The organism is Dyadobacter jejuensis, assembly GCF_003149085.1.
Classification (GTDB): Bacteria; Bacteroidota; Bacteroidia; order Cytophagales; family Spirosomataceae; genus Dyadobacter; species Dyadobacter jejuensis.
The window spans coordinates 46220-62024 of record NZ_QGDT01000008.1 but is presented as its reverse complement, the minus strand read 5'-3'; the positions used below and the strand labels follow the sequence as shown (position 1 = coordinate 62024).

The window sequence follows — 15805 nt, the reverse complement described above, 5'->3', positions numbered from 1 at the left end:
CCGAAATGATGAGATCCGTATATCTGTATATCTTAGCTCTGCTAGTGCCTATAGCTGCTAGAGCATTGCCTCAACAGCCCCTTGAAAAGCATTTACAAACCGCAATACGTGCGACCTCCATCGTGATGATACACGACGTGGTCAATCCTCCGGCGGCGAGCCGATTTTATGCCTATAGTTTACGTGGTGCCTATGCCCTAGTGGCCGCTCATAATGAATCCATCATATCCCCCGATCGTTTGGGGACCCATCTGGAACCGCTGCAAATACCCAAAGTGGGGGATTATAATTATCAAGTTGCTGCTTTGTTTTGTATTTTGAAAACGGCGGAAATCCTGCTGCCTTCAGGCTATATGCTGGAAGAAGATCAGGCCCAGTTGAAATCACTATTGATGAAAGAGGGTTTAAAAGAAAGCGATCTTCAGAAAGCCCTAGAAGTGGCAGATCAGGTGGCCAAGCAGGTGGTGGCTCAGGCTGCTTCCGACAATTATTCCAAGCTCAGTGCTATGCGGCGGTATAGGCCCCTAAAAGGTGATGCTTATTGGTATCCCACTCCTCCGGGCTATATGGAGGGGGTGGAGCCCAACTGGAATATTATAACGCCTATCTTTCTGGATAGCTGTAGCCAGTTTGTGCCAGCTGAGCCTGTCCCATACAGCAGCCGAGAGGATAGCCCATTTTATAAAATGACCATGGAAGTGTATGAGGCGGTAAATGGCCTCACGGAGGAGCAGAAATTGATTGCCTCTTTTTGGGATTGTAACCCCTTTGCCATCAATACCTCCGGCCATATGATGATTGGTTTTAAAAAAATAAGCCCTGGTGGGCATTGGATGGGTATTACGGGGATTGCCGTAAGTAAGGCTAATTTGAATCTGGACGAAGGGATCTTGGCCCATACCTTGGTGTCTTTTGCCTTAATGGATGCGTTTATTAGCTGTTGGGACGAAAAATATAGGAGCAACAGGGTACGGCCCGAGACCGTCATTAACCGACTCATCGACAAGCGCTGGCAACCATTATTGCAGACTCCACCCTTCCCCGAATATACCAGTGGGCATAGCGTAATATCGACGGCCGCAGCGGAGGTATTGTCTTTCTTGTTAGGCGATTCGTTCCACTTCACCGACGATACCGAGGTGATGTTCGATCTTCCAGTACGAACGTTTACCTCATTTCGGTCGGCAGCCAATGAGGCGGCGATCTCTCGATTGTACGGGGGGATTCATTATAGGGATGCCATCGAGATAGGGCAGCAGCAGGGTAGGATGGTAGGGCAGTATATCGTGAATCGTTTAAAACGAGCCGGACTAAGACCCTTTGACGTATCTACTCCTTAATAGATTTATAGGATGAAAGTTCTATCTTTGGCCCGTAATACCAATTGGGTCCGTAGTTACTATCCTTGCCAAGTTTGAAAACAATAGTCTATTATTTTATCGCCATATTTTTAGGGTGTCATCTCCAGTTGAATGCCCAGGATTTGTTGGTGACCGTCGCAGGCGATTCTCTAAATGTACGTATGCATGATGGAAATGGCGATTATGTGCGATTCGACTATACCGATTACCTAAGAACAACCGTGCGCCAGTTGCCTAAGAATCGGGTGAGGACCATCGTTCCCAATTATTTTGCATATCTCAAGATGGCAGCCCAAACCAAGGTCCCCGGCTCGGCGGATACCTTAGTCCATACGCCGGAGATAGGACTAGCGCTACCCATCGAAAATGCCTTTTTGGATACTGTCCAAGTTCGTATAGCCTATCAGCCCACGTGGAATATGGGCGTCTATACTGGTCTTTCCAAACGGCTTTATGGGACCAAAATTGGGCTAAATCAAATGGATTTGGATTACGATAAAAAAGTAAAATCGGGTTTTACAATTGGGGCTAAAGCCGATTATTTTTTTAAGAAAAAATGGGGCCTGGGTATTCGCTACGATATATTCCTGTCGAATGCCCGAAAAGATGCGTCTAACCGGAGTCAGGTAGGGATTCAATTTTTGGGGATCTCGGCATTGCACCGAAAAGCCTTGTCAACCACCGGGCAGTATATACAATCCAGCTTTGAGCTAGGGTACCAACCCTTTTCAAACCGGCTAAGCATCGACGATTCCCTCAAGAAGTTACGTGCTAAGTCATTGGGTTGGGGCCTTTCTGTGGCTTTTATCCAGCCCATCCATCAGCGGCTTAGCTTAAGCCTTACTGGGTCCTGTTTCTTGGGGACCAGCTATAAAATGGTTTCCAAGGCCGATGGGAAGTCTCAAACCATCCACCTCAATCGAAACAATTTTAACGATTTATCCCGCGCCGCTCTTACCTTAGGCATTCATTTTTCTGGAAACACGGGCTCCAAATAACCACTTGTACCTATGTGGAAAGTGTTTTTAGATTTTGTTTTTTGAATTAATTGAAGGGAAACTAGAAAAAATAATAGACATACTAAGGGGGAAACTGGAATTTTCAGTCAAACTACTAGGAACTGGTTTCACTGAGTTATTTGCCTAACCTGATTTTAGGTAGAAAACGAATGAGTCTGCCTTAAAGAATGGAGATTAAGAGTTTATGTACCATACCTAATGATGTAGTAATGAAATTGTATCACAAATATTGGATTATTATAACATTGTTTATTTCTTTACCAAGCTTCGGCTTTGAGGGAAACGACAAGTCCAATAAAAAAGAAAAGCCACTGGTCGTATTTGTCACTGGCGATCATGAGTATAGTGGCGAGAATACCCTGCCTATAGTCGCCCAAGAATTGGAAAAAGCGTATAATATTAGGGCTGTGGTGCTGAAGTCGTCGCCCAACCAAAATAGCGAAAAGAATATACCTGGATTAGAAATTCTAAAAGAGGCTGACTTAGCGGTGTTTTATTTGCGGTGGCGTCAACTTCCGGCCGATCAGCTGGCTATGATAGAGGACTACCTGAAAACGGGCAAGCCTGTAATGGGGTTCCGTACCAGCACCCATGCTTTTAACTTTCCAAAAGGACATACCGATGAGCGGTGGAATGCCTTTGGTGAATTTGCCTTAAACGCTCCTCCCGGATGGGGCGGTGCCCACAAGCATACCCACTACGGACACGAAAGCAGCACCGACGTTTACCTGGCCCCCGGACAAGCGAAGCACCCTGTTCTAACGGGCGTGAACCCATCTTTTCATGTGCGTTCCTGGTTGTACCACGTTCTTCCCAATTATCCAAAGGAATCTTCGCAGGTGTTGCTGATGGGGAAAGCCGTAGATCCAAACAGAGCGGCGGTAGATAACCCCATTGCTTGGACTGGAACGAACGGATATGGGGCGCGGATTTTTATGACTACCATGGGCCATCCCGAAGACTTTCGGGTGGAATCGTTTCAACGTTTGGTTATCAACGCCATACACTGGGAACTTGGGCTGAAAGTCCCTAAGAAATGGAAAGGTGTTATGGACATACAGGTTCCCTACCGGGGAATGGTCAAATAACGACTTTCGAACGTATTTTATTATTCCTAAACATTTATACTAATGCGTAAAACCAAAAATTTAAGTTTCGCAGCCCTCATGATTGTTGGCGGTCTGATTCTGGCCTTTAGCGCCTTCAGATCTGGGCCTACCGAGACTTTGAAAATTAAAAAAGGAAGCCATATCTCTATGATAGGGAATAATCTTGGCTCCAGAATGATGCACTACAATCTCTTTGAAACGGAATTGCAAGTTCGTTTCCCGGATAGCTCTCTTGTAATCAGAAATATGTGTGACCCTGGCGATACCCCTGGGTTTCGTCCACGGGCCAGCCGCAACGACCCCTGGGCCTTTCCTGGCGCCGAAAAGTTTCAGACAGAGCTGGCGACCAATTCCAATAGTATTGGGCATTTCGAATCGGCAGATGAATGGCTGACCCGATTGAAAACCGATATCGTCATTGGTTTCTTTGGTTATAATGAGTCGTTTGAAGGCCCTGAAGGCCTTGAGAATTATAAAGCCGAACTAGAGGCATTTATTAAGCATACCAAATCCCAGAAATATAATGGGGTCACTATGCCGCAGTTGGCATTGGTGTCGCCGATCGCCTTCGAGGACTTGTCGGGGAAAATGGATGTGCCTAATGGTAAGAAAGAAAATGTAAATCTTGCCCTGTATACCAAAGCCATGAAAGAAGTGGCAGAACGTAACCAGGTACTTTTCTTAGACGCTTATACCCCCTCCAAGGGCTGGTATGCTTCCAGCTCCAAGGATCTGACAATCGATGGCTCTCAGCTCAATGAGGATGGTTACGAAAAATTAGCCAAATTATTGGCCGATCATTTATTTGGTGGTAGCCCTAAGGCCGAACAACGCCGTGCGATGATCCGTGAGGCGGTCGATGAAAAGAACTGGATGTGGCATAATGATTATAAAATCCCCAATAGCGTTCACGTGTATGGGCGTCGGTACAATCCCTTTGGCCCTGCCAACTACCCTGCTGAGATTGAAAAAATACGTCAAATGACCGATATTCGGGATCAAGCCATATGGATGGTAGGTTCTACGGGCAAGAAAATGGATGTGGCTAGTGCCGATAAGAAAACGAAAGAGTTGCCAGAGGTTAAAACCAATTTTAACCCAGACAAAAATGGATCCCTAGAATACCTATATGGACAAAAGGCATTGGATCAAATAAAGGTACCTGAAGGGTATAAGATTGAGCTTTTTGCTTCTGAAGTAGAGTTTCCAGATCTGGCCAACCCAGTACAAATGTCCTTTGATACCAAGGGAAGGCTATGGGTGGCGGTAATGCCGAGTTATCCCCATTACAAGCCTGGCGATGGTAAGCCCAACGATAAGATACTGATCTTAGAAGACACCAATAACGATGGCAAGGCTGACAAGCAAATTACCTTTGCCGATGGCCTACACCTTCCATTAGGATTTGAAATTGCCGCCGAAGGGGTATATGTTTCCCAAGGACCTAACCTAAAGCTTTATATAGACACTAATGGCGACGACAAAGCCGATAAGGTTGAGATTCTATTAAGTGGATTCGATGACCACGATACCCACCATAATAGCAGTGCCTTTACGGCGGATCCTTCGGGAGCGATTTATTCTGGAGAAGGTGTATTCTTACATACCGACGTAGAAACTTCTTACGGACCTGTACGTGCCACCAATGGAGGGTTTTACCGCTATGCCCCTCAATTACACAAGTTGGAACGGACGGCTCAGCTGTCTATCCCCAATCCATGGGGGATCATGTTTGACGAATGGGGGCAGCCTTTCTTTGCCGAGACTTCAGGACCTGACATGCGCTGGATGCTTCCAGGAAGTGTGTTACCACGATACGGGAATGCCAATCATAAGGGAGATAACCTCATCGAAGATGCCCACCGGGTGCGTCCGACTTCGGGTTTAGAGATCGTTTCGAGCCGTCACTTCCCCGATAACGTGCAGGGCGATTTCCTTATCAATAATACTATTGGTTTCTTAGGTACTAAGCAGCATACATTGGTCGATGATGGAACAGGATACAGCAGTAAGCACCGTCAAGACTTAATTGTAAGTACCGATCGGAACTTCCGGCCCGTAGATATGGAGTTTGCGCCGGATGGTTCACTTTATGTGGTCGACTGGCACAATATACTTATTGGACATATGCAGCATAACGCACGTGACCCCTTGCGGGATCATTCACACGGAAGGGTGTATCGGGTAACCTACCCGTCACGCCCGTTGGTGAAGCCAGCAAAAATAGCTGGAGCTAGCCTCGATGTACTGTTCGACAACCTTAAATTACCCGAATTCCGTAGCCGGTATAGGACAAGAGCCGAATTGCGAGGTCGGAATAAACAGCAGGTTTTGGCCAAAGTGAAAAGTTGGACGGCCGGTTTAGACAAAAAGGATCCTCGTTACGAGCATCATCTCCTAGAGGCCCTGTGGGTAAGTTGGGGGATGGATCAGGTAGACCAGGACTTGCTTCGTAAAATGTTAAAAGCGAAAGACTATCGTGCGCGCACGGCCGCCGTTCAGGTTTTACGTTACACGGGTCATCAGGTGGCCGATCAGGCCCAATTATTGGAGCAGGCGGTTCAGGATGAGAATAGCCGGGTAAGACTTGCAGCCATTGTTGCCACTTCGTGGATAGGCAAAGAGAAGGGGCTACCTATACTGAAAGTGGCTGGCAAGCAGTCGATGGACAAATGGACCATACATGCTTATGAAACTGCTGTTGCACACTTAGAAGATCGGTCGGTAAAAGAGACCAAAAAAGTGGAAGTTGCCTCTGGCTTAAAGGGCAAAGACCAACAGCTTTATAAAACGGGACGGGAGATCTTCCTAAGAGAGGGCTATTGTGGTACTTGCCACCAAGAAGATGGTAAAGGACTTACCGCAGCGGGTTTCCCGCCACTAGCCGGTACTAAATGGGTCGTAGGCAATGAGGAAAGGCTGATTAAGTTGGTTCTTAATGGTCTTATGGGGCCTATAGAAGTGCTCGGTAAGGAGTATCCTGGCCAAGTGCCCATGACCCAGTTTGGTGGACTGTTGAATGATACTGAAATTGCGAGCGTACTCACTTATGTGAGGAATTCCTTTGGGAATAAGGCTCCAGCCATATCTCCAGAAAAAGTGAAACAAGTAAGGAATTCTACGGCTAGTAAGCAAGGATTTTACAAACCCGAAGAATTATTGAAGGTTCATCCTTTAGAGAAATAAGTAACCGTAATACTAGTTAATTTATATTATAACGGATATCAAATTTGATTAAAATCGAGGGGACGGCGGGTGTCGTTTCCTCGATTTTTTTTATCTTGTGCCCTTACATGATCGTAAGTCCTTATAAGTTCATAAATAGAGGTACAATTAGAGTGATCATTTAACGTGATATAAATTAATTATGTTGAAGTACCTGTCTTGGGTTGTATTGTTATTGCTGCTATTCATATTCTTATCTTATAATTTCTTCTACGCCGTAGATTTTCCTTTTCAGGACGATTTTCTATTGATCCAATTCGCGGAAGGGGTGACACGTCCCGATGCCACGGCTACTATATTTTTCAGGGAGCTATTTAGCGTACATAACGATCATAAGGCCGTTATTCCTCGTTTGATTGCCTTGGCCAATTACATGCTAACGGGATCCCTGAATTTTCGTACGTATATCGTTTTGTCGTTGGTCAATCTGAGTTTGATTTTTTACTTTCTGTACGTACAGTTTCGGAAATTAAAGCTTCCCATATATTATTTTCTCCCAGTGGCTTTTTTGTTTTTTCACCCCTTGTATTATGATATCTCTGGGTGGTCGTTGAATGGGATGCAACATACGTTTACGACGGTTTTTACCCTTGGGGCCATTGCGTTGGTGGGGCGAAACGACTGGAAGGGCACTTGGTGGGCGCTTTTATTCTGTTTGCTTGCGACTTTTACCCATGGCAACGGAATATTCTCTTTCCCAGCAATTATCTTTTATTTGGTCATACAGTCAGAATGGAAAAGGACCATGGCGGCATTTGTAGCTATGTTTTTTGCATTAGGCTTTTATTTATACGGTTATCAGTTTGGCCAGGCAGCGGGTTTTCCCGATAATTTTTGGGCTCCTTTCGAGTCCTTTACGGGTTTTATAGGAGGGGGTATGATTGTCTGGTCCGATGCCACCATCTGGTCGGTCATTTGGGGCGCTATGCTCACCTTATTTGCAGTGGGACTGCTGCTGCTTACCCTTTTTAATACCTGGACACGTGCCAAGGCGAGCCCAGCTGTTAATATACAGTTGTTGTCGGTGTTTTTGTATATGTTGGTCATGAGTATGGTGATTGCCCTATTTAGGTCCTCTGCTGGCGGGGCCATAGCCAGCCGGTTTCAGCTTTACGCCGTCTTGGCGAGCATCATCGCTTACCTATGGTTACTGGAGTTGGGATTGTTTAGAAAGAAGCTTCACATTCAGTTTTTAATACTACTTACTCTAGGGTACAATTTATATTCGCACTACCGGTTTACTAGAACCGTCATGAACAAGAAAACCACTTACCTTGCGGATGTATATAACTGGCATTATCAAAAACAATTATTTTCGGTGGAGCGTACCATACGCAATAATGCCGACTTTTATTTGTCGCCTGCTACTGAAAGAGGCATATTGAATATGCCCACTCCGGTGGTCACTAAGCAGGAGTTGGAGGAGGCCTTTAGCACTGCACGGGTAGCCAAGCCGGCCATTGCCGGGACATCCATTACCGATTGGCATTTGGAGCGGCGAATACTGGATAAGGTCGATTCATTGGTCTATTTTTACGTTTCTAACGATAGGCTTCCTGCCATAGGAGCAGCCTTTTCTAACCGTTTCTTGGCGCTAAAAAATGAATCCGACGGGCATATCCTACTTCATGCCGCCACACCAAAGCTAGAAGGAAGGCGCGCATTAGTGAGCCAGGCAAGGTATTACAAAGATGGTTTCGACGCCCTGTTTCGGGGGGATGATCTGGATCCAGGAAGATATCAAATGATGCTTGTCGACGTCGATTTAAATGGTAAAAAGACTTTTTATTGGCTCGATAATGCGTTGTCAGTCAATAATCAGCGTCTTCAATTGACCCTTCTGGACTAAGGCTTTGGGGACGGTGAGGTCTTGGTAATCTACATGATAAAACTTGTTGGGCTCAAATCAGTTTTTTGCTAAGGAAAACTTGGTAAAAAGTCGTATCTTTACGCTTTGCTTTAAGTGTGCTTAGGGCAATTAAAGATACTGAGTAAAAATAAATTTATGTCAAACGAGATTGTGTTAGGAGTTAATAATTATTCAGCCGATAATATACAAGTACTAGAAGGGCTGGAGGCCGTACGTAAGCGTCCGGCCATGTATATTGGGGATACCGGTTTTAAGGGGGTTCACCATTTGATTTGGGAAGTTGTTGACAATTCAATAGATGAGGCCATGGCCGGTTACTGTGACACGATTCACGTAACTATTGAAAAAAACAATTCTATAACTGTTCGAGACAATGGCCGGGGGATTCCCACCGGGCACCATGCTAAGGAGAACAAGTCGGCTCTAGAGGTCGTTTTGACAGTCTTGCATGCGGGTGGTAAGTTTGACAAAGACACATATAAGGTTTCTGGTGGTTTGCATGGTGTGGGGGTGTCCTGTGTCAATGCCTTATCGATACACCTGCGGGCCGAAGTCCACAGAGAAGGTAAGATTTTTGAGCAGGAATATAGCGAAGGAAAGCCCCTTTATCCGGTACGGATCATCGGGGAAACCGAACGGACTGGGACCACCATTCATTTCTTGCCCGATAGTACCATCTTTACCGTTACAGAATATAAGTACGATACCGTTGCGACTAGGCTTAGGGAGCTGTCGTTCCTCAATAAGGGGATACGCCTGACCCTCGAAGACAAGCGGGAAGAAGATGAAGCTGGCAAGTTTCGGTACGAAGAGTTTTTCTCGGAAGTCGGCCTCAAAGAGTTTGTTCGCTACTTGGATGCTACCCGTCAACCATTAATACCCGAACCGGTGTATATGGAAAGCGATAAAGGTACCGTCCCTGTGGAGGTTTCTATGATGTATAACACTTCTTATAGTGAGAATGTGTACTCTTATGTCAACAATATCAGCACCATTGAAGGGGGGACACACGTGTCGGGTTTTAGGGCCGCACTTACCCGTACCCTCAAAGGCTATGCCGATAAGTCGGGGATTTTAGCCAAAGAAAAAATCGAGATTAGTGGGGATGACTTTAGGGAAGGGCTCACCGCCGTTATCTCTATCAAAGTTGCCGAGCCGCAGTTTGAAGGTCAAACTAAAACCAAGCTAGGAAACTCTGAAGTTACTGGTGCGGTAAGCCAGGTGGTGTCCGAAATGCTGGAGACCTATTTGGACGAGCATCCCAAGGAGGCGCGCACGATTATTGACAAGGTGATATTAGCCGCTAAGGCACGTATTGCCGCCAAGAAGGCCCGTGAAATGGTCCAGCGCAAGAATGTGCTGACCGGAACTGGACTCCCTGGCAAGCTCGCCGATTGCTCTGAAACCGATCCTAAGGTATGTGAAATATACCTGGTAGAAGGGGACTCGGCCGGTGGTACTGCCAAGCAAGGCCGAAACCGGGCATTCCAGGCTATTCTTCCGCTTCGGGGTAAGATTCTGAACGTTGAGAAGGCGCAGGAGTACAGAATTTATGAGAATGAGGAGATCAAGAATATGTTCACCGCCATGGGTGTACAGATCGGTAAGGACGGTGATGAGCGGGCGTTGAATATAGAAAAGCTTCGCTATCACAAAATCATTATCATGACCGATGCTGATATTGACGGTAGTCATATTCGTACCCTTATCCTTACTTTCTTCTTTAGGTATATGAAAATACTTATTGATGAAGGATATATATACATTGCTCAACCTCCCCTTTACTTGGTTAAGAAGGGACGGGAAGAAAGATATTGTTGGACGGAAGCCCAGCGCGAGCAGGCTGTGAAGGAAGTTGCCGGTGGCGGTAAAGAAGAGTCCGTGAACGTTCAGCGGTATAAGGGTCTTGGTGAAATGAATGCCGAGCAATTATGGCAAACAACCATGAACCCCGAAAAACGTAGCTTGAAACAAGTGACCATTGAATCGGCTGCTGAGGCGGATCACCTGTTCTCTATGTTGATGGGGGACGAAGTGGCACCTCGTCGCGAGTTTATCGAAAAGAATGCCAAATACGCTCGTGTAGACGTTTAGGTCGTCTTTAGCTTGCTTTTGTAAACGGATGACTGTACACTCGGTCATCCGTTTATTTTGTTAACCAAATGATAATAAATATTGTTTGAATACAGAAACAATTATTGCTGAAATTCGTTGAATTTTTTTAGAAGTAGATCCTCAGACCCGATCATTACTTCGAACCATGTTAGGAAAGCTTTAAGGAAAGAATATGCTATACAAAACGGACACAATAAGAAAATTTTCGGATATATTGTCATTTTTTAAAACGAGTAGGTCAGAGTCAGATATGGATGAATCCAAAACCTTGAGCCCTTCAGAGAAGGCTATTTCACTCGTTCAGCAAAGCGACCTGATCAGCCGCGACCTTAGTTGGCTGAAATTTAATGATCGGGTATTGGACCAGGCGCAAAATGAGGAACGAAATCTTTTTGATCGCCTGAAATTTTTGGCCATTACCTCCTCGAACCTCGATGAGTTCTTTAGCATCAGGGTGGGTAGTTTGTACAACTACCTCGATTTTGGTAAGGAACGCATGGATTACTCGGGATTACGCGAAGTCCCCTTTCGGAAGTTGCTCTTCAATGAATCACAAGACTTTGTTCGGCGTCAAAATGAGTGCTATACCAAAGAGCTTATGCCTTTGTTTGCCAAGCATGGATTTAAGGTGATGAACCTGGCCGATCTTACTGACGAGGAACAAAGGAATTCGGAGGAGTATTTCGATAGGACGGTCTATCCTATGCTGACGCCTATGCTCTTCGATTATACCCATACCTTCCCCGTTTTATTGGCCAAAGTATTGGTGTTTGGGGTGATTACCCAGGTGAAGGGGAGTAGCTCTGAAGAGGACCGGAAGCTATCCTTCGTTCAATTGCCGATGAACCTTCCACGGTTCTATGCGATTGAGCGGGTGGATCAAATCGTCTTCGTACCTATTGAAAGTATTGTCCGTAGCTATATTCATAAGCTTTATCGCAATGTAGAAATTGTTTCCACCAATTTATTTCGGATTATCCGGAATGGGGATTTCTCTATGGAAGAAAGCGATGATGTGGAGTCTGATTTTATAGATGAAATAAAGCAGAAAATCAAGAGTCGCCGGCTGGGAAGGGTCGTACAGGCCTCTATAGAGCCGGGCTTTGATCCTGATTTGCTGAGTTTAATTAAGAAACGCTGGGAGGTAGACGACTCTAATATTTTTGCTTATGAGGGGTTAATCGATTACACCTCGCTATGGAGTATTATAAAGCATCCAGAGTTTAAGGATCAGATTCCTCCCACACGCCCATCGGTAGCCCCTTTGGTGTTGGAACGTGAGCGAATACCGGACGTGTTTGAGGCCATGAGGGAGAGGGATATATTTTTACATCACCCTTACAATAACTTTGAGCCTGTGCTCCAATTGCTCGAGCAAGCTGCTGAGGATCCTAAAGTTTTGTCGATCAAATTGACCATCTATCGGTTGGCTAAGAACTCCCGGGTTACGGAGGCCTTGTTACATGCCGCCGAGAACGGCAAGAGCGTGGCGGTGTTGTTTGAGGTAAAGGCTCGGTTCGATGAGGAAAATAATATTAAGGAGGCACAGCGCCTTCAGAAGGCGGGATGTTTCGTCATTTATGGGATAGGCCTGCTGAAAACCCATACGAAGCTATTGCTGATCGTCCGTAATGAGGGGACTCAGGTGAGGCGTTATGCGCATTTGTCGAGTGGGAATTATAATGAAGATACCTCTAGGCTCTATACCGATACGGGGCTGCTGACGACCAATGAGGAGTATACACACGATATTTCAGAGTTTTTTAATGTAATAACGGGGCATTCCAATCCTAGTGAATATCAAAACCTTATAACGGCGCCTCGCTATATGCGGGATAAGCTATTGGCATTGATAGAGCAGGAAACAGAAAATGCCCTTGCAGGCTTACCCAGTGGGATTTGCATAAAAATAAATTCCTTAGAAGACCGGGCCACTATACATCAGCTTTATAAGGCCTCTCAGGCCGGCGTTCCCGTGAAGCTAATCGTACGGGGGATGTGCTGCCTGAGGCCTGGCAGAGAAGGGCTTAGCGAGAATATTAGCGTACGCTCTTTAGTAGGGGATTTCCTAGAGCATTCCCGGCTGTTTTATTTTCACCAAAACGGGGAGCCATTGATCTACGGAGGAAGTGCCGATGCGATGGTTCGTAGTTTTGACCGACGTATCGAATCGCTTTTTAAGCTGGTAGACCCACGTGTAAAGCAAGAGGCTATCCATATTTTATACTTTAGCTTGCAGGACAACGTCAATTCCTACGACATGCTCGAGGATGGTACGTACCGCAAATGTGAAGTTCCTGAAGGAGAACAGCCACTTAACGTTCATAAGGCTTTTTATGATGTTACCCTCGAAGAGGTGATGGCAACAAAATTATTCGAAAATGAGGTAGTACCTGCTGCTGAAGATGAGGAGGATGAGCAAGCGTCGGAATCCCCAATAGACGGTGAAGCCGATTGTAAAATCATAGGAGAGTAAATCACATCGGAATAAACAGAATAAAATGAAAGAGCGGCTTCTAGGCCGCTCTTTCATTTTATTCCTTATAGAATACCCTTTTGACTCTTGTGCCAATACCCGTAAGTATTTCGTAAGGGATGGTGTCGATCCGGTTGGCGAGCTCAATGATGCTCATTTCTTGTCCAAATACCAATACCTCGTCTCCCTCCTCTACGTCAACGCCCGTAATGTCGACCATGGTCATGTCCATACAAATATTGCCAATGGTGGGGCATCGCTGGCCATTAATCACTACTTGACCTACTCCGTTTCCAAGTCGGCGGTTATAGCCGTCGGCGTAGCCAATGGCGATAGTGGCTATGGAGGCGTCGCGCTCCAATTGGCCTTTTCTGCCGTACCCAACCGTTTCTCCTGCCTGAAGGTGTTTTATCTGCGAAACGACCGTTTTTAGCCGTCCTACACTCTGTAGTTGGTTTTGCATCTGTCCGGTTGCCTCTACGCCATATAGGCCTATCCCCAGCCGCACCATATCGAACCGATAATCGGGGAATCGGATGATCCCTGCCGAGTTAAGAATATGTTTGATGACTTTATAACCCAAAATGGATTCTATTTTCTCGGAAGCCTCTTTAAATCTTTCGCATTGCAAGGTCGAGAAGGTATTATGGACTCCTTCATCGGCTCCCACCAAATGAGAGAATACCGATGCCACCCTAACGAAGGGGTGGGCTATTAGGATTTCTTCTAAAGCGGCCAGGTCGTCGGTAACGAAGCCTAAGCGATGCATGCCAGTGTCCAGTTTAAGATGGACTAGGGGCATTTGGGTGGGTTCGTTGCGAAGCACGGAGTATTGTATCCACTCCAGCATCATGGACTCACTATATATTTCGGGCTCCAGGTTGTACTGCCACAATAAGTCGAAGGTTGCGGTGGAAGGATTAAGAACCATAATCGGAAGTGTGACACCACTCTGCCTTAGGGCCACACCTTCGTCGGCATAGGCTACGCCTAGGTAGTCGACCCGGTGGTACTGAAGTAGGTTTGCTACTTCTGTACTGCCACTTCCATAGGCGAAGGCCTTCACCATCGCCATGATTTTTGTTCCTTTACCCACCTTATTTTTATAATAATTCAGGTTGTAGGTAAGCGCATCCAGATTGATCTCCAGGACGGTATCATGTGCCTTGCGTTGCAATCGATGAACTATTTTCTCGAAAGAAAAGGGCCGCGCTCCCTTGATGAGGATCAGGTTGTCGGTAAGGCTGGCAAAGGGATAGTTTTTTAAGAATTGATCGGTGTCTGAATAGAACTCCAGGTGAGGAAGGTCGAAGAAGTGCTTTTGTTGCATCATTTCGGGGCCGATCCCAATTAATCGATCGATGTTTTTTTCTTTTAATATGCTGGCCATGTTTTGGTACAGGTCGATAGGCAGCTGACCTGAATGCAAAATATCGGAAAGAATCACCGTGCGCTGGGTGTGTTGCTCTTGTTGGTCGAGGAAGCCCAAGGCCATAGCTATTCCCTGCATGTCGTTATTATAGGCGTCGTCGATGATATAGCATCGGTTGATCCCTTCCTTGAGCTCTAGCCGCATAGAAACCGGTCTAAGGAACTGTATGCGCTGCTGAATTTCGCTGGGTGGTAAGCCCCAGTCCAGCATAAATATCAGAGAATGGGTAAGGTTTTCGAGGGATGCCTCATCCCTAAAGGCCGTTTCGAACCGAAGGACACCGTACAGACCCGTCAATGCAATAAATGTCTTATCTTTTTGAGGGCTGAAAACCACCTGTACATCGGCGCCAGTGAGGGCATTTCCCCAGCTGATGGTCTTCAAAAATGGATTTACAGGTTTCAGAATCAGGTCTATCTCCTCCATGATAGGGGTATAGTCCTTCCGGTAGATTAGCTTCCGTACCTTGGTGAAAAGCCTGAGTTTTTCGGTGATTTTCTGCTTTCTACTCTTGAAGCCGTCGTCATGTGCTGGGCCTATATTGGTGAAGATTCCAATGGTTGGGGAGATGACAGGCTGTAGAAATTCCATTTCATGGGCTCTTGAAATACCCGCTTCAAAAATAGCCAAACTGTGCGATTCCTTGAGGTTCCATACTGAAAGTGGTACACCAATTTGGGAGTTATAGCTTTTAGGGCTGGCAATGACATGCTCGCTGGGAGCCATCAATTGGCTCAGCCATTCCTTTACGATAGTCTTTCCATTACTCCCTACGATACCCACCACATCGATGTTGAACTGCCTGCGATGCTGGGCTACCGTAAGCTGTAATGCACGTATACTGGAGTTGACCGCCCAGAAATGGGCGTCGGCTAGCTCTTCGGTAAGGTCTTGAAGGCGTTGATCGAGACTGGTAGCCTCAATGACAAACTGGCGTACCCCTTTATGGTACAGTTCACCAATAAACTGGTGACCGTCGTGTCTTTCACCTTTAATACAAAAAAAGATACTTTGTTCTGGAAAGCTCAACTGGCGGCTATCCGTTAATAAATAGTGGGCAGTGGTGTCTATGGCTGCCAATGTATGTTCAATCACAATAATGCATTTCTAAAAATAAGACTACAAAGGTATCAATACCCTGTAGCTTTGCACACGGATCGACTTATAAATTCCTAGAGAAATGTCTCATAGTCAGAAA

Annotated in this window: 8 protein-coding genes; 7 read left to right on the top strand and 1 reads right to left on the bottom strand. The window is 45.9% G+C overall.

All coding sequences use genetic code 11. The features are described 5' to 3' along the window. Nucleotides 1-5: 5 nt before the first annotated feature. The 7 genes from CLV98_RS15155 to ppk1 all read left to right on the top strand — a co-directional run bounded on the left by CLV98_RS15155 (nucleotide 6) and on the right by ppk1 (nucleotide 13175). On the top strand, nucleotides 6-1340 hold the full coding sequence (locus CLV98_RS15155; RefSeq protein ID WP_229203396.1) for a vanadium-dependent haloperoxidase: 1335 nt from the start codon (nucleotides 6-8) through the stop codon (nucleotides 1338-1340). 74 nt (nucleotides 1341-1414) lie between these two features. After that, a complete protein-coding gene (locus CLV98_RS15150; protein ID WP_109675399.1) occupies nucleotides 1415-2359 on the top strand; it encodes a hypothetical protein in 945 nt (314 codons plus the stop codon). Nucleotides 2360-2625: 266 nt separating this feature from the next. After that, complete coding sequence (locus CLV98_RS15145) at nucleotides 2626-3468, top strand: ThuA domain-containing protein (RefSeq protein ID WP_229203395.1); 843 nt, start codon at nucleotides 2626-2628, stop codon at nucleotides 3466-3468. A 42-nt stretch (nucleotides 3469-3510) separates the two neighbouring features. Continuing rightward, the gene (locus CLV98_RS15140) at nucleotides 3511-6675 is read left to right on the top strand and encodes a PVC-type heme-binding CxxCH protein (RefSeq protein ID WP_109675395.1); all 3165 of its coding nucleotides are present in this window, start codon (nucleotides 3511-3513) and stop codon (nucleotides 6673-6675) included. Between the two features lie 181 nt (nucleotides 6676-6856). Then, on the top strand, nucleotides 6857-8563 hold the full coding sequence (locus tag CLV98_RS15135) for a hypothetical protein (protein ID WP_109675393.1): 1707 nt from the start codon (nucleotides 6857-6859) through the stop codon (nucleotides 8561-8563). Between the two features lie 156 nt (nucleotides 8564-8719). Next, nucleotides 8720-10678: a DNA topoisomerase (ATP-hydrolyzing) subunit B gene (gyrB, locus tag CLV98_RS15130; RefSeq protein ID WP_109675391.1), complete on the top strand. Its 1959-nt coding sequence runs from the start codon at nucleotides 8720-8722 to the stop codon at nucleotides 10676-10678. 271 nt (nucleotides 10679-10949) lie between these two features. Next, nucleotides 10950-13175, top strand: a complete 2226-nt coding sequence (gene ppk1, locus CLV98_RS15125; RefSeq protein WP_229203394.1) for a polyphosphate kinase 1 — start codon at nucleotides 10950-10952, stop codon at nucleotides 13173-13175. Between the two features lie 58 nt (nucleotides 13176-13233). On the opposite strand, the gene CLV98_RS15120 is transcribed toward ppk1, so the two are convergent. Beyond that, a complete protein-coding gene (locus CLV98_RS15120; RefSeq protein ID WP_229203393.1) occupies nucleotides 13234-15702 on the bottom strand; it encodes a bifunctional UDP-N-acetylmuramoyl-tripeptide:D-alanyl-D-alanine ligase/alanine racemase in 2469 nt (822 codons plus the stop codon). Nucleotides 15703-15805 lie beyond the last annotated feature (103 nt).

Bases quoted from the DNA above. Each gene is read 5' to 3' on its own strand.
- ppk1 (WP_229203394.1), top strand. From the start codon at position 10,950: ATGGATGAATCCAAAACCTTGAGCCCTTCAGAGAAGGCTATTTCACTC.
- CLV98_RS15140 (WP_109675395.1), top strand. From the start codon at position 3,511: ATGCGTAAAACCAAAAATTTAAGTTTCGCAGCCCTCATGATTGTTGGC.
- CLV98_RS15155 (WP_229203396.1), top strand. From the start codon at position 6: ATGATGAGATCCGTATATCTGTATATCTTAGCTCTGCTAGTGCCTATA.
- CLV98_RS15135 (WP_109675393.1), top strand. From the start codon at position 6,857: ATGTTGAAGTACCTGTCTTGGGTTGTATTGTTATTGCTGCTATTCATA.
- gyrB (WP_109675391.1), top strand. From the start codon at position 8,720: ATGTCAAACGAGATTGTGTTAGGAGTTAATAATTATTCAGCCGATAAT.